Annotated in this window: 20 protein-coding genes and 3 pseudogenes; 12 read left to right on the top strand and 11 right to left on the bottom strand. The window is 56.9% G+C overall.

The window, feature by feature from the left end:
- Positions 1-23 precede the first annotated feature (23 nt).
- A complete protein-coding gene (locus VI25_RS11835) occupies positions 24-794 on the bottom strand; it encodes a TerC family protein (protein ID WP_045690371.1) in 771 nt (256 codons plus the stop codon).
- A gap of 419 nt (positions 795-1,213) precedes the next feature.
- On the opposite strand from VI25_RS11835, the gene argS reads away from it, so the two are divergent.
- Both argS and VI25_RS11845 read left to right on the top strand, forming a co-directional pair.
- The gene (gene argS, locus VI25_RS11840) at positions 1,214-3,007 is read left to right on the top strand and encodes an arginine--tRNA ligase (protein WP_045690367.1); all 1,794 of its coding nucleotides are present in this window, start codon (positions 1,214-1,216) and stop codon (positions 3,005-3,007) included.
- Positions 3,008-3,224: 217 nt separating this feature from the next.
- Positions 3,225-3,805, top strand: a pseudogene (locus tag VI25_RS11845) (TIGR00730 family Rossman fold protein).
- Between the two features lie 106 nt (positions 3,806-3,911).
- Here the strand turns inward: VI25_RS11845 and VI25_RS11850 are convergent.
- Positions 3,912-4,997 (bottom strand): 3-oxoacyl-ACP synthase III family protein, encoded by a 1,086-nt coding sequence (locus VI25_RS11850; RefSeq protein ID WP_045690368.1) that lies wholly within the window; start codon positions 4,995-4,997, stop codon positions 3,912-3,914.
- Between the two features lie 334 nt (positions 4,998-5,331).
- On the opposite strand from VI25_RS11850, the pseudogene VI25_RS28495 reads away from it, so the two are divergent.
- The 4 genes and pseudogenes from VI25_RS28495 to menA form a co-directional block, all read left to right on the top strand.
- A pseudogene (locus VI25_RS28495) lies at positions 5,332-5,624 on the top strand (glutathione peroxidase); the annotation flags it as partial.
- Positions 5,625-5,681: 57 nt separating this feature from the next.
- Positions 5,682-5,834 carry a hypothetical protein gene (locus VI25_RS28500; RefSeq protein ID WP_316934324.1) on the top strand — a complete coding sequence of 51 codons (153 nt, stop codon included), beginning with the start codon at positions 5,682-5,684 and terminating at the stop codon, positions 5,832-5,834.
- Positions 5,835-5,960: 126 nt separating this feature from the next.
- Positions 5,961-6,626, top strand: a complete 666-nt coding sequence (locus VI25_RS11860; protein ID WP_045690370.1) for an HAD family hydrolase — start codon at positions 5,961-5,963, stop codon at positions 6,624-6,626.
- Between the two features lie 142 nt (positions 6,627-6,768).
- Positions 6,769-7,600 (top strand): annotated as a pseudogene (gene menA / locus VI25_RS11865) (1,4-dihydroxy-2-naphthoate octaprenyltransferase).
- Positions 7,601-8,013: 413 nt separating this feature from the next.
- Here the strand turns inward: menA and VI25_RS11870 are convergent.
- The gene (locus tag VI25_RS11870; protein WP_052694982.1) at positions 8,014-9,606 is read right to left on the bottom strand and encodes a DEAD/DEAH box helicase; all 1,593 of its coding nucleotides are present in this window, start codon (positions 9,604-9,606) and stop codon (positions 8,014-8,016) included.
- A gap of 234 nt (positions 9,607-9,840) precedes the next feature.
- Positions 9,841-10,857: a Gfo/Idh/MocA family oxidoreductase gene (locus tag VI25_RS11875; RefSeq protein ID WP_055562523.1), complete on the bottom strand. Its 1,017-nt coding sequence runs from the start codon at positions 10,855-10,857 to the stop codon at positions 9,841-9,843.
- A gap of 122 nt (positions 10,858-10,979) precedes the next feature.
- On the opposite strand from VI25_RS11875, the gene VI25_RS11880 reads away from it, so the two are divergent.
- The 6 genes from VI25_RS11880 to VI25_RS11905 all read left to right on the top strand — a co-directional run bounded on the left by VI25_RS11880 (position 10,980) and on the right by VI25_RS11905 (position 14,941).
- The gene (locus VI25_RS11880; RefSeq protein ID WP_045687333.1) at positions 10,980-11,714 is read left to right on the top strand and encodes a class I SAM-dependent methyltransferase; all 735 of its coding nucleotides are present in this window, start codon (positions 10,980-10,982) and stop codon (positions 11,712-11,714) included.
- Positions 11,715-11,757: 43 nt separating this feature from the next.
- Entirely contained in the window at positions 11,758-12,084 is a 327-nt protein-coding gene (locus VI25_RS11885) for a hypothetical protein (RefSeq protein WP_045687334.1), read from the top strand.
- Positions 12,081-12,281: an ATP-binding cassette domain-containing protein gene (locus VI25_RS24060; protein ID WP_052694971.1), complete on the top strand. Its 201-nt coding sequence runs from the start codon at positions 12,081-12,083 to the stop codon at positions 12,279-12,281. Before VI25_RS11885 ends, VI25_RS24060 begins: the two co-directional genes overlap by 4 nt.
- A complete protein-coding gene (locus VI25_RS11895) occupies positions 12,272-12,754 on the top strand; it encodes a hypothetical protein (RefSeq protein WP_052694972.1) in 483 nt (160 codons plus the stop codon). The genes VI25_RS24060 and VI25_RS11895 overlap by 10 nt, the downstream gene beginning before the upstream one ends.
- 16 nt (positions 12,755-12,770) lie before the next feature.
- On the top strand, positions 12,771-13,955 hold the full coding sequence (locus tag VI25_RS11900; protein WP_045687335.1) for a CaiB/BaiF CoA transferase family protein: 1,185 nt from the start codon (positions 12,771-12,773) through the stop codon (positions 13,953-13,955).
- A gap of 140 nt (positions 13,956-14,095) precedes the next feature.
- Complete coding sequence (locus tag VI25_RS11905; protein WP_236705025.1) at positions 14,096-14,941, top strand: hypothetical protein; 846 nt, start codon at positions 14,096-14,098, stop codon at positions 14,939-14,941.
- Between the two features lie 136 nt (positions 14,942-15,077).
- Here the strand turns inward: VI25_RS11905 and trpS are convergent, their stop codons facing one another.
- The 7 genes from trpS to VI25_RS11935 all read right to left on the bottom strand — a co-directional run bounded on the left by trpS (position 15,078) and on the right by VI25_RS11935 (position 21,520).
- Entirely contained in the window at positions 15,078-16,055 is a 978-nt protein-coding gene (gene trpS, locus VI25_RS11910) for a tryptophan--tRNA ligase (protein WP_045687336.1), read from the bottom strand.
- A gap of 254 nt (positions 16,056-16,309) precedes the next feature.
- The gene (locus tag VI25_RS11915) at positions 16,310-17,047 is read right to left on the bottom strand and encodes a queuosine precursor transporter (protein ID WP_045687337.1); all 738 of its coding nucleotides are present in this window, start codon (positions 17,045-17,047) and stop codon (positions 16,310-16,312) included.
- Positions 17,048-17,144: 97 nt separating this feature from the next.
- Entirely contained in the window at positions 17,145-17,645 is a 501-nt protein-coding gene (locus VI25_RS28510) for an MBL fold metallo-hydrolase (protein WP_316934319.1), read from the bottom strand.
- Between the two features lie 38 nt (positions 17,646-17,683).
- Positions 17,684-18,013, bottom strand: a complete 330-nt coding sequence (locus VI25_RS28515; protein WP_316934320.1) for an MBL fold metallo-hydrolase — start codon at positions 18,011-18,013, stop codon at positions 17,684-17,686.
- Positions 18,014-18,229: 216 nt separating this feature from the next.
- Positions 18,230-18,604, bottom strand: coding sequence for an STAS domain-containing protein (locus VI25_RS11925; protein WP_045687338.1), 375 nt, complete (start codon positions 18,602-18,604; stop codon positions 18,230-18,232).
- Positions 18,605-18,712: 108 nt separating this feature from the next.
- On the bottom strand, positions 18,713-19,543 hold the full coding sequence (locus tag VI25_RS11930) for a DUF4198 domain-containing protein (protein ID WP_045687339.1): 831 nt from the start codon (positions 19,541-19,543) through the stop codon (positions 18,713-18,715).
- Between the two features lie 138 nt (positions 19,544-19,681).
- The gene (locus tag VI25_RS11935; RefSeq protein WP_045687340.1) at positions 19,682-21,520 is read right to left on the bottom strand and encodes a glycosyltransferase; all 1,839 of its coding nucleotides are present in this window, start codon (positions 21,518-21,520) and stop codon (positions 19,682-19,684) included.
- Between the last annotated feature and the right edge of the window lie 333 nt (positions 21,521-21,853).

Genomic DNA, 21,853 nt, shown 5'->3' on the forward strand with positions numbered 1-21,853 from the left:
ATTGCTTATGGGTTCTACTCTTGCTACGCCTGACGACCACCCTGGCGGTAAGGCACCCCGAACAGCCAGGAGGTGAGTAGTGGTACGGCAAACACAGCTACGGTAAGCACAGTAAGGCCTGCATCGGCGGCTTCGCTGCTAAGGAAGTGGCTGAAGGGGTGGTGGGGCTGGAAATGCTCAAAGAGGGAAAGTAGCAGCTTCAGGCCTAGAATACCAATAACCACGAAGGCAGCCGTTTCCAAAAACGGGTACTTGCCCATCAGCAGCACGAAGGCTTGCGCCACCAGGCGCATGGCCAGAATGCCAATGAATACGCCCCCACAAATCAGGATCAGGTTGTCGGTGAAGGCCACCACGGCAAACACATTGTCGATGGAAAAGGCCAGGTCCATCAGCTCAATCAGCGCCACCGTGGCCCAAAACGGACCGAGCAGCCCGAGGGTACTGCGGTAGAGCCAGCTTTTCTGCTTGTCTACGTCTTCCTCTCCGTCGCTGCTGCGGTTAGCAAACTGGCTGTACGCTAGGTAAAGCAAATACAGGCCGCCCAGGGGCTTCAAAAACCAGAACTGAATAAGGTAGGAAGCAAATAGGATGCAGAGCCCCCGAAATACGTAGGCTCCAATGATGCCGTAGCGCAGGGCTTTGTGGCGTTGCTCCTTAGGGAGGTCCGATACCATCGTTGCCAGCACGGCCGCATTGTCTACGGAGAGCAGGCTTTCAATGATGATGAGGTTGCCCACAATGGCCAGCGCGGCCAGGGGGTTGTCGAGGATTTGCTGTAGGTGAACGTTCATGCGTGGGGCGCAAGATACTCTTTGCAGCAAATACACGCACAGCCGTTGGCTTTGGTTCAGCACCTGGAAAATAGCTGGGGCTGGAGGCACCTTGCCCCCTGTAGGCAGTAGGATGACGGGCAGTCGGGCCAGCGGCCATATTTTTTCGGGCGGCATCTGGCTGGGCTTTCTACCTTTGTAGCAGCGACGGCCTAGTCTGGCTACCGTGTCAACTCCCGATGAAGACAATTCTGCGGCTACCCAACCAACGACGAATCTAGCGTAAGCTAAGGCGCAGAGCGCGGCTACTGGCACTCCGTAGTGAGGGTAGATGCCGCCGCTGGCTGGCCCATAGTTTACGCAGTGCCCCGTGGTTGTCAGTCCAAGAATGTATCTTCCAGAAGCCTAGTATACCGCTTCTCTTAAGCGTTTCGCTTTCCGTGCAACAACTCGAACAAACCCTCAAAGCGGCCCTCGGGGCTGCCATCAAGAACGTATTCGACGCCGAGGTAGCCTCGCCTCAACTCACCTTGCAGCCTACGCGCAAGGAGTTTGCGGGCTCGTTTACCCTCGTTACGTTCCCTTTTACGAAAACTCTAGGCAAAGGCCCCGAGCAAATTGGGCAAGGCATTGGCGACTGGCTGGTAGCCAATGAGCCGCTGGTAAGCGGCTACAACGTGGTGAAAGGCTTTCTGAACTTAGAAATTGCCGACTCGGCGTGGCTCGATGTCTTTGCCCAGTTGCGGCAGCAGCCTGCCACTACACCGGTAGAAACGGGTGGCCCGCAAAATGTGGTGGTGGAATATTCCTCCCCTAATACCAACAAGCCCCTGCACTTAGGGCACCTGCGCAACAACTTCCTCGGCTACTCAGTGGCCGAGATTCTGAAAGCTACTGGCGCTACCGTTACCAAAGCCAACCTCGTCAACGACCGGGGTATTCACATCTGCAAGTCCATGCTGGCCTACCAGCAGTACGGCCAAGGCGAAACACCCGAGCAGGCGGGCATCAAGGGCGACCACCTGGCCGGAAAGTACTATGTGCTGTTTGAGAAGCACTACCGCGAGCAGGTAAAGCAGCTGGAAGCCGAAGGCGTAGCCGCCGACGTAGCCAAGCGCCAAGCCCCCATGATGCTGGAAGCCCAGGACATGCTGCGCGCCTGGGAAGCCGGCGACGAAGCGGTGGTAAGCCTCTGGAAGCAAATGAATGGCTGGGTGTACGAAGGCTTCAACGAAACCTACCAGACCATCGGTGTCGATTTTGATAAGTACTATTACGAGTCGGGAACGTACCTGCTAGGTAAGGAGCGGGTAGAAGAGGGCCTGCAAAAGGGCGTCTTCTTTAAGAAGGACGACGGCTCGGTGTGGGTAGATCTGCAGGAAGAGGGCCTCGATGAGAAGCTCCTACTCCGTGCCGACGGTACCTCCGTGTACATCACCCAGGACTTGGGTACGGCCGAGTTAAAGTACCAGGACTTCCACTATGATCTGTCGGTGTACGTTATTGCCGACGAGCAGAACTACCACATGCAGGTGCTGAAGGCCGTGCTGAAGAAGCTGGGCAAGCCCTACGCCGATGCCATTTACCACCTCAGCTACGGTATGGTAGACCTGCCCTCGGGCAAGATGAAAAGCCGGGAGGGCACCGTGGTTGATGCCGACGAGTTGGTACGCGAAGTGGTGGAAGCTGCAAAGGCTGCTACCCTCGAGAAAGGCAAAACCGAAGGCTTGTCGGATGCCGAAGCTGAGCAGCTCTACCACATGCTGGGCTTGGGAGCCCTCAAATACTACCTGCTGAAAGTGGACCCTAAGAAGCGGATGCTCTTCAACCCCGAAGAGTCCGTGAGCTTGGAAGGTCACACTGGCCCGTTCATTCAGTACTCGCACGCCCGTATCTCCAGCATCCTGCGCAAGGCGGCCGAGCAAGGCGTAGCAGCCAACGCAAGCTTGGCTGGCCTCACAGAAATTCAGGCTACCGAGCGGGAAATGATTCAGGAGCTTGGCCGCTATGCGGCCGTGGTAACGGAAGCGGCGCGCACGCAGTCGCCGGCCGTTGTAGCTCAGTACGCCTACGACCTGGCCAAGGCCTACAACCGGTTCTACACCGAAGTTCCCATCTTTATTGAGCCCAATGCTGCCAAGAAGGCGTTCCGGGTAGCGCTGTCGGCCCAAACGGCTAAGGCCTTAAAAGTTAGCATGGGCCTGCTTGGTATTCAGGTGCCCGAGCGGATGTAATTTTCACGTATGGCCGAGCGCGCGGGCGCAGGAGGTAGCCAAAGCAGGTTAAGGGCCTGAGGCATCTAACTCAGCAACGCGAGTAAAAACTGCAAACGTGTTGCGGCTCTCCGTCTGCCGCTCTTTATCATCTCAGTAGCAATGCCAAAGCCTGGCGTTGCTACTGTTTTCTTTTTCAACCAATAATAGGCGAGGCCGTGCTTCGCCCTACAGTTTTATGAAAAGCGTAGCCGTGTATTGCGGTTCCAGTGCCGGAACCAACGAAATGTATACCCAACGAGCCCAGGAGATGGGCCGTGTGCTAGCCGAACGTGGCATGACGCTGGTGTACGGCGGGGGCCGCGTAGGCCTGATGGGAGCCGTAGCCGATAGTGTATTAGCGCATGGCGGCAAAGTTATCGGGGTCATTCCCGATTTTCTGGTGGCCAAGGAGGTGGAGCACCGGGGCGTAACGGAGCTCCATATCGTGAAAAGCATGCACGAGCGTAAGCTCCTGATGGCCGATTTAGCCGAAGGCTTCGTGCGATGCCGGGGGGGTATGGTACGTTGGAAGAGCTGTTTGAAGTGCTGACCTGGGGGCAGCTTGGCTTGCACAAAAAGCCCGTGGCGCTGCTCAACGTAGAGGGCTTCTACGACCATCTGTTGCGCGCCCTAGACCACATGGCCGATGAAGGCCTGTTGCGCCGTGAAAACCGCGACCAGTTGCTCAGCAACCCCGACCCCAATGGTATAATTGAAGAAATGCTGGCTTACCAGCCCGTGCTTCTGGAAAAGTGGCTGACGCCCCGCACTACCTAAGCCCGCTTATCACTACACAGACTGAGCCCTGGTGCTAGTAGCACGTCAAACACAAGCGCCCCGCCGGACACTGTCTGGCGGGGCGCTTGCGCGTTGGGGGGGCTGCTTAGCCTGGCATCCGGTACACTACGGCGTTGCAGTTCATACCGGCGCCTACAGAGGCAAACACGATGTTAGTACCTGGCTGAATATCATTGCCGGGCAGCTTATCTTTCAGTAGAAGGTCCAGCAGGGTAGGTAGGGTAGCCACCGAAGAGTTACCCAACCAGGAAATCGTCATCGGCATGACGCCTTCGGGCACGGTAGCTTCGTCGTACAAGCCGTACAGTCGCTTCAGAATGGCATCGTCCATTTTGCCATTGGCCTGGTGTAGCAGTAGTTTGTGCATGTCGGCCAGGGGCAGCTTGGCTTTTTCTAAGCAGTCTTTGATGGCTTGCGGTACGGTTTTGAGCGCGTACTCGTAGAGCTTGCGGCCTTCCATTTTCAAAAACAGGTCGCTCCCTGGGTAGTTGGGGTTGTAGGAGGCGCCCATGCGCAGCAAGTGAGCTGCCTGAACGGTATCGGAGCGAGTACCGTGGGCCAAGATACCCACGGGTACGTTGCTTTCCTGCGCTTCCAGTAGCACCGCCCCGGCGCCATCAGCATACAGCATACTGTCCCGGTCGTGCGGGTCGCACACGCGCGAGAGTACCTCCGCCCCAATCACCAGAACGCGCTTGGCGTCGCCCGAGCGCAAGTAGTAGTCGGCCTGAATCAGGCCCTGGAGCCAGCCCGGGCAGCCGAAGGGTAAGTCGTAGGCAATGGTCTGCGGATTTTCGATGCCCAGTTTGTGCTTGACGCGCGCTGCCAGGCTCGGCACAAAATCCGACCGCCGGTTATCGGCCTGTACATCCCCAAAGTTGTGAGCCACCAGAATATAATCTAGCGACTCGGGGTCCGTACCGCTGGATTGCAGGGCGTCTTGCGCCGCCAGAAAGGCAATGTCGGAGGTTACTTGGTCATCCGTAACGTAACGACGTTCGTGGATGTCCGTGATTTGCGCAAAGCGCGCAACGATTTCCGCACTCGGTTTGGTGAGAAGGTTACTATCAGCGTCATAAAAGGTAGATGCTGTGAAATCCTCATTCCTAACAATACGAGCGGGAAGGTAACTGCCCGTACCGGTAATGACAGAATAGAGAGTCGTACGCATGAGCAGATTAACCAGGGAAGAAATGTGCAAAAGGCAAAAGTACGGCTTTTTAATAGCCCGCTCGGATTCCCTTCAGCAAATGCCGCACAGTAAGCCTTGAGTTATGCTAAGATAGCACGGTGCCGTTGCCCTTTGCTGAGCCGCAAGAGCTGATACGGATAGTTTCGTGCGGAAGAGTTTCTTTACTTTGAGCTAACTGGTCATCGGCACCGAACAATGTGCCCGGCGGCTGGTTGGTCACTGACTTTTTCTCTCTCGTATGAAAGCTTTTGTACTACTAGGCACGCTGCTCGCTAGCGGCCTGTCTTTCTCCCACTCCCAGCCTGCCCCAACCATGACCACTACCACCGAAAGCACCGCCACCGGCACCGTCTACGACTTCACCGTGAAAAGCATTGATGGCAAGGACGTAAAGCTGAGCCAGTACAAAGGGAAAAAGCTGCTGATCGTGAATACCGCATCGGAATGCGGGTACACGCCTCAGTACAAAGAGCTGGAAGAACTCTACAAGAAGCACGGCGATAAAGTGGTAGTTCTAGCTTTCCGGCCAACAATTTCGGCGGCCAGGAGCCCGGTACTGAGGCGCAGATTGCTACTTTCTGCGAGAAAAACTTTGGCGTCACGTTCCCCCTGTTCAGCAAGGTTTCGGTAAAAGGCGACGATACGGCTCCGCTTTACAAGTTCTTGGCCGATAAGTCGAAGAACGGGGCCGTAGGAGATGCCCCTACCTGGAATTTCTGCAAGTATCTGGTAGACGAAACCGGCCACGTAGTAGCCTTCTATCCCTCCAAGGTAAAGCCCATGAGCGACGAGCTAGTAGCTGCCGTTCTGAAGTAACATTCTCCCTGTGAAATACGCGGCCTGCTTTGCTTGCGCTTTTCTGGCGCGGCAGGGCAGGCCGCCACTTGTTAGTCAAGAGCCCTGGGTTTCTCTACCTTCGCGCTCATAACCACTAGTTGCTGCATGATACGCACTGTTATTTTCGATATGGACGGCGTCATCGTCGATACGGAGCCGGTTCACCGCTACGCGTACTTCCGGCATTTCGACGAGCTCGGTATTGATGTAGCCGACGAGGAATACGCTCAGTTTACGGGCCGCTCCACGAAGAACACCTACCAGTACCTGAAAGAAAAGCACCAACTGTCGCAACCAGTGTTGGAACTGGTGCAGGCCAAGCGCGACTTTTTTAACCGGGCTTTCGATGAGAAACCCGATCTGGAACTGCTCGATGGCGTGCGCTCCCTTATCGAGGACCTGCATCAGCATAATATTGAGCTTATTCTGGCCTCGTCAGCATCGCACTCCACCATCGACCGGGTAATGGAGCGGTTTAAGCTGGCGCCTTATTTTTCCCACCTCATCAGCGGCGAAGATTTTCCGCGCTCCAAGCCCGATCCGGCCATCTTCGAGCACGCGGCCTCCCTTTCTCAGGCTCCTGCCTCCGAGTGCCTAGTAATTGAGGACTCAGCCAATGGTGTTACGGCAGCCAAAGCGGCCGGTTTGTACTGCATTGGCTACAACAGTGAGCATTCGCCCCTGCAAGACCTCCACCACGCCGACCTGGTAATAGGGCACTTTTCGGAGCTTTCGGCGGAAAAGATTGCCGCCATTGAAACGGCAGGGTAAGTACACTAGTCACAGGATGGCATTTTTCAACGTTTCCAGTCATGGTCTCTTCTTCCAGCAGCCCTACTGCTCCCACTAGCCTGCCAAAGCCTGGGTTTCCGCTTTTCGCCCTCGCACCTTGCCGCTCGCGCTGGCCAGTATTATGGCCGGCGGATTTCTGGCCGCCAGCCAGGGGCAGTTTCGGGCTGCGGTAGTGGGACTGGCGGCTCTCACTACCATTCTGCTACAGATCCTGAGTAACCTCGCCAATGACTATGGCGATTCCCAGAACGGCGCCGATAGTGTGCACCGCGAAGGACCCCAACGGGCCGTACAGAGCGGTGCCATCACACCCCAGCAAATGAAGAAGGGGATGCTGGTGTTCGGGGTGCTGTCCCTGCTAAGTGGCTTGCTGCTGCTGTGGGTGGCCCTGGGTACTGCCGGCGCCTGGATCTTTCTATCCTTCTTTGTGTTGGGCCTCTCGGCTATCTGGGCGGCCGTTAATTATACGGCCGGTTCCAAGCCGTATGGCTATGCCGGCCTGGGCGACGCGTCCGTGTTTATTTTTTTTGGGATGGTGGGGGTGTGCGGCACGTACTTTCTGCAAACGCGCACCTTGCCGCTACCCATACTACTGCCCGCGGCAGCCTTGGGCTGCTTTGCTACGGCAGTCCTCAACGTCAATAACATCCGGGACATCCGCTCCGACAAGTTGGCTGGCAAAATCACCATTCCAGTGCGGCTTGGCCCCGTGCACGCCCGCCGCTACCACTGGCTGCTGCTGCTAGTGGCTTTGCCTGCGCCATAGTATACGTGACCCTAACGTACCGCTCACCTTGGCAGTGGTTGTTTGTGCTTTCGGCCCCGTTGCTGTTTCGCAACGCCTTGATGGTTTGGCAGCGCAAGAGTCTATGCAACTTGACCCGCTACTCAAGCAAATGGCATTGACTACTCTCGTATTTACGCTTTTGTTTGGCTTAGGCCAAGTGCTGTAAAGCGTGGTTTCAAGCCCTTTTAAATCCCAGCTCCGGCTGGGTTTTCTTTTGGGTATTTGGTTTTAGCAACTATGTTGCATGTACTTAAGAGCTTAATTGTAATTAGGTCTACACAATAATGCATCATTGATGCATTATTGTGTAATTACCTATTAGTTAGTAAGTTGTGTTGAGTAAGATCAACCTGCTTATGTCATGTGCGAAGCCAAATCTACCGCGCCTGGCCACAAAGGCCACTGCTAGCGCATGAAAAAAGTATCGTGTGTCAATCAGCCATAGGAGCATGGAGGCTATGAAAAGGTAGTTCTACCTGTGGGTAGTAATAAGGTGTATGGGACGGTAGCGGCGCACCTATGAACCGAGACGGATATGGACACAAAAAAGCCCCGCTAGTAGTAGCGGGGCTTTTTTATTTATTCGGCGCTTGGTACGGCTGCGGTGGATTCAGCAGTGGGGGTGCTACCCTCGGGGCGAGGACTGCGGCCACTACGATTGCGGCCGCCCCGCTTCCTACGACGCTTAGCCTCTTCCCCCTCGGCGCGTGGCTCCGTGCGTGCTGGTTCGCCCTCTTGGCGCGGGGCCCGTGGCTCACGAGGCGGTCGAGCCTCTCCTTCTGGGCGCGGAGGCCGAGCTTCGCGCGCCGGACGCTGGTAGGGCTGGGCCGGTGCCTGGCCTGCATCGAGAGCTGCTAAAGCCGCTTGTGCTTTTGCAATACGTTCTTGCTGCTGAGCATCGGGTTTGCCGTTGGCATCGGGGCGTGAGCCGCGTCCGCTACCGTTGCGGCTACCTTCGCCCCGCGGGCCCCGTTCTCCTTCTGGGCGGGGGCCCCGGTCGCGGTTGCCACTGCCCGCGCGGTCCCCACGTTCAGGCCGTCCGCCTACTTTGCCCCGCAAGCCACTGAACCGCTTGGGGTCAAACTCAGGCGCCTCACCTAAGCCAAGTTCTTCGGTGATGTTCCTCTTCTCAATGTCCCGCTCAATCAGCTTCTCAATCTTCACTACGCGGTCCTGGTCTTGGTCGGAAATGAAGGTGATGGCCGTGCCTTTGGTGGCAGCGCGGGCCGTGCGGCCAATGCGATGCACGTAATCCTCAGCGGCACGCGGAATGTCGTAGTTTACTACGTGGCTGAGCGAGTCGATATCAATGCCCCGGCTGAGCACGTCAGTAGCCACCAGAATGGGAAACTGCTTGTTTTTAAACTCGCGCATGATCTGCTCGCGCTCCTCCTGCGTCCGGTCGGAGCTGATACCTTTCGCCTCGTAGCCCAGCTTGTTAATCGCCCGCACAATGCCCCCAACGGCGGCTTTCTGCGACGTGAACAATACCATGCTTTGCACTTCCTGGGTTTTGAGCAGGTGCTCCAACAAGTAGATCTTCTGACGGTCGAAGGCCATGTAAAACTGCTGGTCGATGCCCGCGGCAGGCTTCGACACGGCCAAACGGATTTCGTCGGGGTTGTGCAGAATCTGCTGCGAAAACTCCCGGATTTTATTGGGCATGGTTGCCGAGAACAAAAGCGTTTGGCGCTCCTTGGGCAGCTGCCGCACGATGTTCAAGATGTCATCGGAGAAGCCCATATCCATCATCTTATCGGCCTCGTCCAGCACCAGATATTTCAGGTGCTCAAACTTGACGTAGCCCATTTGCATGTGGGCAATGAGGCGGCCCGGCGTAGCAATGATAATGTCGGCGCCGGAGGTGAGGGCGCGCTTTTGCTGCTCCCAGCCTTCACTTTTGCCGCCCCCATAAATGGCAATGGAGCTGGCTTCTACGAAGTAACCGAATCCGGTCACTTGCTCGTCAATCTGAGTAGCTAGCTCCCGGGTGGGCACCAGCACCAGGGTGGAAGTAGTGCCGTGCTTGGCGTGCGAAATCTTATCGAGGAGGGGAAGCAGGTAGGCCGCTGTTTTGCCGGTGCCGGTTTGGGCGCAGGCTATCAGGTCTTTGCCTTCGATGATTTTAGGAATAGCCTGCTCTTGAATAGGCGTGGCATTCTGGTAATTCATGGCATCCACGCCGGCCAATAGGTCGTCGTGGAGATTAAAATCGTGAAACTTCAAGGTTCAGCGAATTAGGATGATGAAATGGCTGACCTCGTTGTCCGGTCAGCAAACCGCTTGTGTAATGATAACAAAGATAGGCGGATTTCGTGCCGTATAGTTGGGTTGCTATATGGCTGGCGCGGCGTAGTAGTCACAAACAGAGCCGCATGAGGCGTAGCGCCGCGCTAAGGGCTTTTCCTAGCCTTCTAAAACTGCTAACTGCCAGTGAAGTTCTGCCTCACGCACGGGGTAGGGCTGCCCGTGAACGAGCGTTTGGTACACGGCCTCAAACAAGTCCGGGTAATCACCGCGCGGCGAAGGCACCGTGCTAGTCTGCTTCTGACCATTGGGCAGCACCAGGGTGAGGATGCCCTCCTGACCGGCTGGCTCCAAGCCGTAGGCCGCATCTGTAGGCAGCATGCCCTGGTCGAGCTCAGACTCTTGCACGTCGGTGCGCTGCTTGCGGAACGACCCTTGGGTGCCGTGCAGCACGTAGGCCGGGCCGGCATCGGCCACCAGCAAGCTACCACTCACGAACACCTGGAGCCCGCCGGGGTAGGCGAGGTGGAAATGGAAGTAGTCGTTGACCTGGGAGCCCGGACGGTTGGTTGCTAAGGTCTTGTGGAACCGCTCGGGCTGCCCGAATAAGCTCAGCGCCTGGTCGAGCACGTGCGGGCCCAAGTCGTAGCTAAGGCCGCTGCCGGGAGTAGTTGGCTCTTCCTTGAATGCTTTCACGTTGAGGGCTGCTTTGTAGCGGTCGAAGCGGAAGTGCACTTCCGTAAGCTGACCCAACTGCCCACTTTCCACTACCTGGCGTACCGTTTGAAAGTCACTGTCCCAGCGCCGGTTCTGGTAGCCGAACACCTGCCGGCTGTGGCGGCGCGCCACGGCAAATAGCTCGGTAAGTTCGGCCGTGGTTGTAGTAACAGGTTTTTCAATGAGCACGTGTTTGCCGGCCTCCAGTGCCTGCTTTGCCAACTCGAAGTGCGTGTTGTTGGGCGTATTTACTACCACCAGCTCCAGCACGGGGTCGGCAAGCAATTCGCTTACACTGTCGTAACTAATGATGCCCGGGTAAAGCTCGGCGGCCTGCTTGCGACTGCGCTCCGCCACGGCCCGTAGGTGAAAGCCAGGATGTGCCGCTAGGAAGGGAGCGTGGAAAATGCGGCCCGACATGCCGTAAGCCAGTAGGCCGGTTTGGATGGGAGTAGGCATTGGTTTTGGTGAAGAGTTTTTCGTTTTCGCGGTGGCAATGGCCGTATACAAGCTGGGCGGCCGTGGCTGATAGCCTGCTAGCAGTTGCCAATAACCACAAATCAACCAGTAAACGCCAACTAATGCTCGACCGTTTCTCTTCCCAAGCCGACCTCTACGCCCAGTACCGCATCGACTACCCCGCCGAACTCTACGACTGGCTGCTACCCCAAGTGGACCACCACAACCAGGCCTGGGACTGCGCAACCGGCAACGGGCAAGTGGCGGCTGTGTTGGCCCAGCACTTCCGCCAGGTAGAGGCCACCGACATCAGCCAGGCCCAGCTAGACAAAGCCGCCGCCCACCCCAACATTCACTACCACATTACCCCAGCCGAACACACGCCCTTTGCACCAGCCAGCTTCGATCTGATTACGGTGGCGCAGGCGGTACACTGGTTTGAGCCCGATGCCTTCGTAGACGAGGTGCGTCGTGTAGCGCGGCCGGGGGGTACAGTGGCAGAGTGGGGGTATGGCCTGGTGCAGGTGAGCCCCGAAATAGACCCATTGATTCGGAAGTTTCACGACGAAACCATGGGCCCCTACTGGGACCCTAACCGCCAGCACATCACCAACGAGTACGCGCACTTGCCTTTCCCTTTTGCCAAGGTGCAGCACAAGCGGTTTGCAGTGCGGCGGCAGTGGTCTGCCGAGTGGATGCTGAACTACCTGCGTACTTGGTCGAGCGTAGCAAAGTATCAGAAGCAACACGACCAGGACCCCGTGGCTAAACTGGCCGCAGAGCTGTCGCAGCGGTGGGGCAGCGCAGAGCGGCCAGTGGTGTTTCCGGTGTTTTTACGGTTAGGGGTGGTAGAATAATCTGGTTATCGGGGCGTTGTGTGGCTAGCTCAATGCGCACTCCATGACGATACCTACGTACCTGCGGGCCCTAGGCCTGTTCTACCGCACCGTGGCCCCCTTTACCGTAGTGTTTTCGTTGCTGATCTTTGCGGCCGCCGCCGTCGGGCCATTTCCTACCTGGCCTCTCCCGCTCACAGCAGGGCTACTGCTGACGAAGCTGGGCACCTTTCTGGTTATCTGGTATCTGTCGGCGCAGTTGCGGCCCCACCAGTATTGGTTTTACCTAAACCTGCACATTGCGCCCTGGCAGCTGTGGGCGGGCGTACTAGTGGCTGATACGCTACTGTTCAGCGCCGCCGTTGGGCTGCTTCATGCTGTGCTGCAATGAGCAAGTCTTTCTCCTACGTATTAGAAGCGGATGGTATGCAGCTCGCGTTTGGGGAGCGGCGCATTCTCTCCGATGTGTACCTGCGGGTGGAGACCGGGCAAGTGGTAGGCCTGTTGGGGCGCAACGGCTGCGGTAAATCTACCTGCTGCAAACTGTCTTTGGTGGCCGCCACGTCGCCGACGCCTCCGTGCGGGTGAATGGGCAGCGTGTAGTGCCCGCCTATCGAAAGCCAGGCCTGCTGAACTACCTTCCCCAGGTGCCACTGCTGCCAGAGCACCTCACGCTGATGGAAGCAGCACGCATGCTTGGGGTTGATGCTGAACAGGCACTGGCTAACTTTCCAGATATACGGGCTCAGGTTTCCTGCCGCATCGGTGAGCTTTCGGGGGGTACTACCCGGCTAGTGCAGGTGCTACTGCTGCTACATGCCAAAACGCGGTTTTCGTTGTTTGATGAGCCTTTTTCGGGGGTGATGCCACTGCACGTAGAAACTTTGGGCGAGATGTTTCGGCAAGCTAAAGCACAGAAAGGCATCCTGCTCACCGACCACCGCTACACCGAAGTGCTACCCCTGTGCGACGTTGTGTACCTGCTGCACGGAGGGCGCTTGGAGCAACTTCCCGCTGACCCCGTGCTCGCACTCCGCGACCGGGGCTATCTTGCCAGCTGATGCCAACCCTCGCTCCATGCCCAGTACTGCTTCTAACCTCTCACTTCCCTTCACCGGACTAACAGTTATCGAGCTGGCTTCTGTGCTGGCTGGCCCGCAGGTAGGGCAGTTTTTTGCGGAACTGGGCGCACAGGTGCTGAAGATTGAAGCCCCCGGCGGCGACGTAACCCGCACCTGGCGCACTCCCGGCGAAGCCCCCGGTACCGACGTTACGGCTTACTTCGCCTGCGCCAACTGGGGCAAGCAGTCCATTGTGCTTGACCTTACTACTGCTACTGGCCGCGCGGCTGTGCACCGCTTAGCCACCCACGCCGACGTAGTACTAGCTAGTTACAAACCCGGTGACGCCACCAAGCTAGGAGTAGATTACGACACCCTGGCAGCGCTCAATCCGCGGCTGCTGTATGGCCTCATCACGGGCTACGGGGCCGCCGTTCCGCGGGCGGGCTACGATGCCGTGCTGCAAGCAGAAACGGGCTTCATGCATCTTAATGCGGCTGGTCCTGGCCAGGAACCCCTCAAAATGCCCGTAGCCCTGATTGACCTGTTGGCCGCGCACCAACTGAAAGAGGGCTTGCTTGCGGCCCTCTACCGGCGCACGCAAACGGGCCAGGGGGCAGTGGTGCACGTATCGTTGCAGGATAGTGCTTTGGCTTCCCTGGCGAATCAAGCCTCTACCTACCTGGTAACGGGGCAAGAGCCCCGCCCTATGGGGTCGGGCCACCCTAGTATTGTGCCCTACGGCACTGTGTACGAAGCCTCTGATGGGGTGCGCCTCTTGCTGGCAGTAGGTACCAACCGGCAGTTTGAACACCTATGTGCTGTGCTGGAGCGGCCCATCTGGGCGCAGGAGGCCCGATTTGCTTCCAATGCTGCTCGCGTAGCGCACCGTGCCGAGCTAGAGCAGCTCTTGCGCGAGCGGATACTACAACTCCCAAGCTCGCTTCTGCTAGCGGCTCTGGAAAGGCTTGCTGTACCCGCCGGGGCGGTGCGCACAGTAGGACAAGCCCTGGCGCAGGAGGCCGCGCACTCGATGCTGCTACCCGCTTCCCCGGAGTTTCCGCACCCGGGCTTGCGCACTGTGGCCTTCCATAGTTCAGCGTGGCCCCGGGCTACTCACTTGCCGCCGCCACCTCACCTAGGCGCCCACCTGCAGGCACTGGATGCATCCTCAGAAAATGAGATAGGAACGAATGTATAAGTAGTTGATGGACATATGTATATAGGTGTTTCCGAAACTGTTGGCGCCCTCCTTTGCGTAGATGAAGTAGGATTCTACCGCATTGCTGGTAATATTTCTCATTGCGCACTACCTACTCACGCGCCTTTGCTTCTGTTTGTATGGACGAATTACCTCAATCGGCACCAACGCCAGCTACGCTTGCGCATGTAAACGACGGAACGCCCGGTGCCCCGGCACCCACCACCGTTGCGGGCGTGCCCAATTCTGATAACACGGCTACCAACGCCCCCGGTGAGCCAGGCGCTACCCCCGCCGACCGCCTCAACCTAATTTTTGATGGACTCCGGCAGAAGTCCACGGCTAAGCAGGCCATCTACCGCAACACGCTGGCTACTTTCGATTTATTGCGGAAGGTGTCGCAGGAGTTGGTAGTAGAATTGAGCCGCCGCATTACGCCCGTCGATTCCACGGTTATTATCGAATACCGGCCCGTGAACGATATGGAGTTTCATATCCGCTTCTCCGGCGACCTGCTGGTCTTTGTGATGCACTCCAACATTGTCACCTTCCCCGACGACTACGGCCCCATGCCTACCAAATACGTGGAAGAAGACTTCCGGCGGCGGTTTTTCGGCCACATCATGGCCTACAACTTCATGGCCGACAGCATCAAGTACCAGCGCATGAGTGACCCCGGCTACCTAGTGGGCCGTTTGCTTATCAACATTGATAACCACTTTTTCCTGGAAGGGGTGCAGCAGCTAGAACTGCCCGACAATGACATGTCGGACAACGTAGTGACGCCCGATGGGCTTAAGCTGTTCGTGGAAAGCGCCATGATTGCCGCCGTAAACAACGACTTAATTGCCCCACCGCTGGATGATATCCAGAAAATATCGGTCAAGCAAAAGCTCGAAAATCAGCAGGTCAGCCGCGGGAGTAAAGTAGGGTTCAGCTTTTCTCACGAGCAACGACACTTCAACGTTGATGGCCTGCCATACTAGGCAGCTTGTATAAATAACGGGGCTACTGCGGTGCTCAGAAAAGCTACCTGCTGCATACTAAAATACCCGGTTCTCAACGCGGAGAACCGGGTATTTTTATGGCTGCGTTTCTGTGAACCTGTAGCGCGAATGAACCTCAGCGGCGCTGATAGCCCACTTTCTCGCGTACTTTATTTAGGACCTCTGAGCCATAGGCCTGGGCTTTGCGGGCCCCTTCGGCTAGCTTACGGTCTACTTCGGGTAGGTTGTTGATGTAGAAATTGAACTGTTCGCGCTCCGTTGCAAAGCGCCGCAGCACCAGCTCGTAGAGGGCCTGCTTGGCGTGGCCGTAGCCGTAGCCGCCGGCCAGGTAGCGGGCGCGCATGTCGGCCGTTTCCTCGGGCGTAGCCAGTAGCGAGAAAAGCTTGAAGGTGGTATCCGTGTCCGGGTTCTTAGGCGCTTCCAGCGGGGTGCTATCTGATACAATGCTCTTGATGGTTTTGAGCAGCGCCTTATCGTCAGCAAAGATGTCGATGATGTTGCCGTAGCTTTTGCTCATTTTCTGCCCATCGAGGCCCGGAATAGTCATGAGCTGTTCATCGGCGCGGGCTTGCGGCAACACAAAGGTGTCGCCATAGCGGTTGTTGAAGGCCGAGGCAATGTCGCGCGTGATTTCCAGGTGCTGAATCTGGTCTTTGCCCACGGGCACCACGTCAGCGTCGTAGAGCAGAATGTCCGCCGCCATCAGCACTGGGTAGGTAAACAGCCCAGCATTCACGTCCGACAAACGGTCCGACTTGTCCTTGAACGAGTGGGCGTTGGCCAGCATGGGGTAGGGGGTGAAGCACGACAGGTACCAAGCCAACTCCGCCACTTGCGGCACATCGGACTGGCGGTAGAACAGGTTTTTTTCCGTGTCGAACCCACAGGCCAGCCACGAGGCGGCCACGGCGTACGTGTTCTGGCGCAGTAGCTCCGCGTCGCGCACGGTCGTGAGTGAGTGCAAATCAGCAATGAAGTACAGCGACTCATTGGCCGCATTCTTGGACAGCTCAACGGCGGGCAGAATAGCCCCTAACAAGTTGCCTAAGTGGGGGCGCCCGGTGCTTTGGATGCCGGTAAGGATTCGGGACATGGAGAGAAAAACTAGTAAACAGTAGGCACAAGAGCGGGCGTAGCCCTCCTCGTGTGAAGAGCGTGAATCAGGGCCGCTAAGTTATTCGTTGGAATCCGCTTCTCCATTACTGGCCCTGCGAGGCTGGTGCCGGCCGCAACGTAGCCCAGTAGTGCTATGTGAAATTTCTAGTCCGCAAGGCTATTCACAAGCTAAGGAGTGGATACCCTTTAGTAGACTTAAGGTGTAGTAAGTACTACTTGCAGAAGCCCAAGCTATACGCTGATGTCTGCACTGGCTTCTTGTTGTAGCTCCCTGGTTTCTTCCGTGCCGAGGTAGCGGTCAATCAGAAAGTGCGCTAGGTAGAGTACCGGAGTAAGCAGAATAGCCGCGGCAAACTTGTACCAGTAGTTGGTATTTGCTACGTCTAGTACCTGGTCCAGCGTCCAGTTGCCGAACAGGTAGAACGCCACGTAGAGCACCACGAAGCTGTCTACGAGTTGGGATACCAACGTGGAGCCCGTAGCGCGCAGCCATACGTAGCGCCCCTTGGTGGCCCGACGCAGCAGTTGAAATACCGTAGCATCCAGCACCTGCCCAATGGCAAACGCCGTGAGGGACCCCGCAATAATGCCCATGCCCTGCCGAAAGATCATTTGGTAGGCAAAGTCTATGTTGATGGGGTGGCCCTGCGGATCTTGGTTGTTCACATCAAGCCAGAAGGCCGCCGGAGGCAGCTTGGTAGTGGCATAGATTACCAAGAAGGCAAACAAAATAAGGCCGGCCGTAAGGTAGCTCACACGTAGTACGCCTTGCTTGCCGAAGTATTCATTGATGATGTCCGTTGTCACGAATACCACCGGCCAAATGAGCACGCCTGCTGTCAGATTATCGGGGCGGCCAATTAGGGGCTCCAGGGAGAAAATCTTAACCCCAATAATTTCGGCCAGCAAGGCATTGACGATGAATATGCCGCTCAGAACTAGGTAAAGCTGCTGTTTTTTGTGCCCCATGGGGTATAAGCATTGGGCTGCACCTCCTACCGGCTACCCGGTGGGGCAAGCATCAAGGATGAAAGTAACGGAGCGCTAGAGGGCCGGAAGCGGATAATTACTCAGCCAGGCTCACCGTGAGGCCTTCTACTGCCAGTTCCGTCCACTCAAACATGGTTTTGGCTTCGGTTAGTAGGGGCTGTAAGTCGCGGTAGCGGCTGGAGAAGTGGCCGATGAGTAGGCGGTGTACCTCGGCGCGCCGGGCTAGCAGTCCCGCTTGGCGAGCCGTGGAGTGGTGGGTGGTAGCGGCCCGTTCGCGCATATCGTCCAGGAAAGTAGCTTCGTGGTAAAGCAAGTCTACCCCGTGCACTAGGTCAGCCAGGCTCTCCGTGTACATGGTATCGGAGCAGTAGGCGTAGCTGCGGCTGCGCTTGGGCGCGGCTGTCACATCGGCGTTGCGAACTAGCAGTTCGCCGTTGTCTGCTACTACGTCTTCGCCTGAAGTGAGGGCGGTAAGTTGGGTTGGCGTGAGGCCGTGGGGTAGGCGCTCGGCCAGCAGTCGGCGGCGCTTGGGTTTTTCCCGAAACAAGTACCCGCAACACGGTATGCGGTGGCGCATGGGCAAGGTGTGCACCGTGAGCTGCTTGTCTTCAAATATCAGCCGTGCTGGGTAGTGTCTACGGGCGTGAAATCAAGCTCGAAGCTTAATTGGGTGTGCGAATGCCGGAACTGGGTAGTCAGTACTTCATCTAACCCTGCCGGACCAAACAGCCGCAACGGCTCAGTGCGGCCGTTGAGGTGCATGGTGCCAAGCAGGCCGAAAAGCCCAAAAAAATGGTCGCCGTGAAGGTGGCTGATGAAAATGTTCTGGATGCGCTGGTGACGAATCTTATGCTCCAGCAGCCGGCGCTGCGTACCCTCACCGCAGTCAATAAGATACTGCGAATTGGCCACCGTGAGAACCTGCGCCGTGTGGTGGCGGTCCATGAACGGGGTGGCGGAGGCACTGCCCAGAATTTTCAGCTCAAACTCCAACGGAAGCTGCGCGCCAACGACGATGAGCCGTTAGCATTTTGTAAGATGAGACAATGAGAACACACTAGCGAGTATACGCCGCCGCTGGAAAAAGAAAAAACTGCTGGCTGGTAGCTGTCAGTACGAAACATAACAGCTAACAGCCAACAGCCAACGGCGTACTCAACGCTATTCTTTGCTGGTCAGGTCCCGCTCAATGGCGTGCAGGAAAATACGGTCGATGCCTTCCTCTACGGTGGGCAGAATGTGCAGTACCGACTCCAGCTTGGAAATGGTGATGAGCTTCATCACATGATCTTGCAGGCCAGTAAGCACGAGCAAGCCGCCGGTAGAATTGCACAAACGGTTTGCAATGAGGATAGAGCTCAACCCCGACGAATCGGTGTACTTGACGTTGCCAAGGTCCAAAATCAGGTTATTGATGCCCTCAGCATTCAACTTCACGAATTCCGACTTCAGATCCGGCGCGACGGTAGTGTCGAGCTTTTTCTCATCAATCGTGATAATCGTGTAGGTCTCTTTTTTATCTATCGAGTACTTCATACCGCAGGTCGTTCGGTGGTTATGGGAGTTGCGAAGGTAACAAAAAAACTGTTTGATCGAAGCGTGTTCGCTAAGGACCAGACAAGGAAGAAAAACTGCGCTACGGACTCATCTGTCGGGCTTGAAACCGAAACTAAGGGTAGACCAAGTACTTTGCCACTCAGCTTGCGGGTGGTTGAGGGCGGGCGTCATACGCACGGTGCTTACTAAGTAATCACCAGGCCCGGATAAGCGAAACAACACACGGCCATTTTGGTTACTGCGAAGTTGCAAAGGCGGGGCCGCCGGGAGAGAAGTGCGCTGCCACACCTGCACTACTTGGCCGGGTACGGGACGCCCGGCAGCCAACACTCTAAGAGTGAGGGACGCGCCAGCACGGAGTGCGTAAGGGTTTTGTTCGGGCACCAATTCGAGGGGCAAGCCTGTTGCCCGGCTCCAGGCCCGCGCCGTGTCGGCGGCTGAAACGGGGCCCGCTTGCACAAGGGTCTTGGCGCACCGCCGGTACGCTTCCCGGCCAGGCTTCTGCATTTCTTCCCGCTGCTGGCGCAGGGCTACTATATAGTCCAGCTTGGCCTCACGCAAGTAGTCGTTAAACTCGTTGGCCGCTAGGGTACTATAGGCATCGTTGGTAGCCAGTGCCAGCAGATGGGTACCAGGCTGGGCAATGGTAAGGGTGCTCTGCAAGGTGTCCGCGGCAGCCATGGTAGGTAGAAGATCAACGGGCAATTGGCCCGGCGCATAGTGCCGAAAAGTAGTTAGGCGGCTACTCCGGCCAGCCCACCGCTGCGGCTGCTGAAAGCCCCGCCCCATAAGCCGCCGCAGGTGCACGACCGCGCCGGGCGCTACTATAAAACGCACTGGCTCTAGCCAAAATTCTTGCGCTATTGCCGTGCCCCCGAGCAGCAGTAAAGAAACCAGCAGGTGGAGGCGGCGCGTCATTGGGCGAAGAAAAGAAGGCTAGTATTAAGATTTAGTGAAGCCTTGCAATAGACTACAACTACAGAGGACAACATAACAAAAGAGCCTAGCCAGGTACATCTCCTAACTAGGCTCTTTTTCCGCAAGGAAAATAGAGGCTTAGCTACGCTCCAGGGCTAAGGCATAGGCACGGTCGTAGTAAATACGCAGGTTTTTCCAGTCGAACATTTCTGAGGAGCTTTCTACGTTATTACGCTGCATGATTCGCTCGCGGCGGTTGAGCTGCACGAAATTCCAGAGCATATCCGTGAGTTCCTCAGCCGACTCCTCAAAGCTCTTTTCCTGGCGGCGCACCACAAAGATTCCTTTGTCTTCGTGGGCTGGCACGTGCTGCAAGGCGTAGTCGCCGAAGCCAGAAAGGTCGGAGGTAATAGCTGGTACGCCGCGGGCTACGCACTCCAGCGGGGTATACCCCCAGGGTTCGTAGTAGCTCGGGAACACCCCTAAGTGGCAGCCGCGCACAAACTGGCCGTACTCCATGCCAAACAGGGGCGAGGTAGGCGATACAAAATCAGGGTGATACACGATCTTCACTCGGTCGTGCTGGTTATTTACCAAGTTGGCCCGGCGCACAAAGTTTAGGATGTCGTCGTTCTGGTCGTCTACCAGGTTGTGGGTGATGACGGAGGGGAGGTGCTGGGTTTTCCAAGTTTGGAGCAGGCGGCGGTAGCGCAACTTCCAGTAGTCATCTACCATGCTGCTCAGGTCGGGTAGGCGGTGGTCGGTGCTGGCAGCAGCGGCGTAGAATAGCCGCTCGCCCACTTGGCGCTCAATTGCCTCGCAGGTGGCCTGCACTTCTTCCAGCACGGCCCGGTTTTGCAGCACCTGGGGGTTGATGCTATGAACGGGCCGCTTGGTGATGAAAAACATGACTACATCGCCCTCCAGGCCGCTCTGCTGCAGGCGGTAGTTGAGGCGGGCCAACGCCTCCAGGGTCAAGTCGAAGCCTTTGTTGTGGTACTCGTAGCGCCCACTCGTAAACAGGTACAAGGTCTTATCCAGATCGAAAGAGTACGACTGGAAGAAGTGTGCCATCACGAACTCGTGAATTTTGGACTTGTACTGCTGGTGCAGGTTTTGAAATTCGTGCAAGGCCACAAACCGCTCAATGTTCAAGCCATTGGGCAGCACCGCGTCCGGAATCCGGTCGAGCAAATAAATACATTCCCGTACCGTCAGTTCGCTCACGGTGGTGAAGACGTGGGAACCGTGGGCCGCTGCTCGTTCAATGGTTACGGCCGTTTCAATGTTGAAGTGCCGGGCCTCCGCCTGCCAATCCACCTGCATGAGGTGGTCGTAGAAATTGGGGTCGTTCATGGCCAGGTAGCGGCCTAGCAGGGTGGCGTGCGTGGTGAATACGATGTGCACGGGCACTTGCTCCCGCCGCAGATCGGGAATGGCAACGCCCGTCATCCACTCGTGGAAGTGGGCCAGTACGCGCTGCGGAGGAACTACCTCGGCCGTTAAGATCTGCAGGAACACCTTCGTTAGATAGCCAAAAGCTTCTACCTGGTGCAGCAGATCGTCGCTGTCGGGGGTAGGAATGTGGTGGTGGTGCCAGAGGTCAGACTTGATCTGGCCGAGCCGGTCGTACACCTGGTAGGGGTTGATGAGCACCACGCGTGGGCGGCCCGTCACAAGCCAAATCCCCAAATGCACATCATACCCCTGGCGCCGCATTTCGCGCACGGCACCCGCAAAAGGGTCGGAAAGCTTGGCTAGCTGGTAGTCGTCGTAGGGCTCAAACTCGCCCTGGGCCTGGTGGGCAAAGTAGGGGCCGAGCAGGCAGTACCGCTCATCCCAGGCCTGCACCGTGGCAGGTACTTTCGAGCGGATAACGGTGTAGATACCGCCCACCTGGTTGCAGACTTCCCAGGCTACTTCCACGAGCAGGGCATCCGGAGCAATGGGTTCGGGGGCGGGGAGGGGTACTTGCATAGAAAAGATGATTCGGTGGGAGCAGCGGCAAGATATGGTTCTCGACGTGTTTCGCAGTATAAAAACCAGATGGTTTTGGGTAAATCACGTCGTAGGTCCCTACGGCCCTAGCTGGGCTCAGTTTTATTAGGAGCGTTTGCTCAGGACAATTCACGCCTAGTAGCCCCGCACCAGGCAAGGCTACCACCTAGCGGCAGGTGCTCATAGTCAGGCCGTAGCCTAACTAGTACAACGCAAAACGCGGCGGGCAAGGACGGTACTGCTACCATCCCTACCCACCGCGTTTTGCGTTGGTAATTACCTACTAGCCTTATGCCGGCTCCTGCGAAATAA

The sequence above is a fragment of the Hymenobacter sp. AT01-02 genome (genome assembly GCF_000961955.2).
In the GTDB taxonomy this organism is placed as follows: Bacteria; Bacteroidota; Bacteroidia; order Cytophagales; family Hymenobacteraceae; genus Hymenobacter; species Hymenobacter mucosus.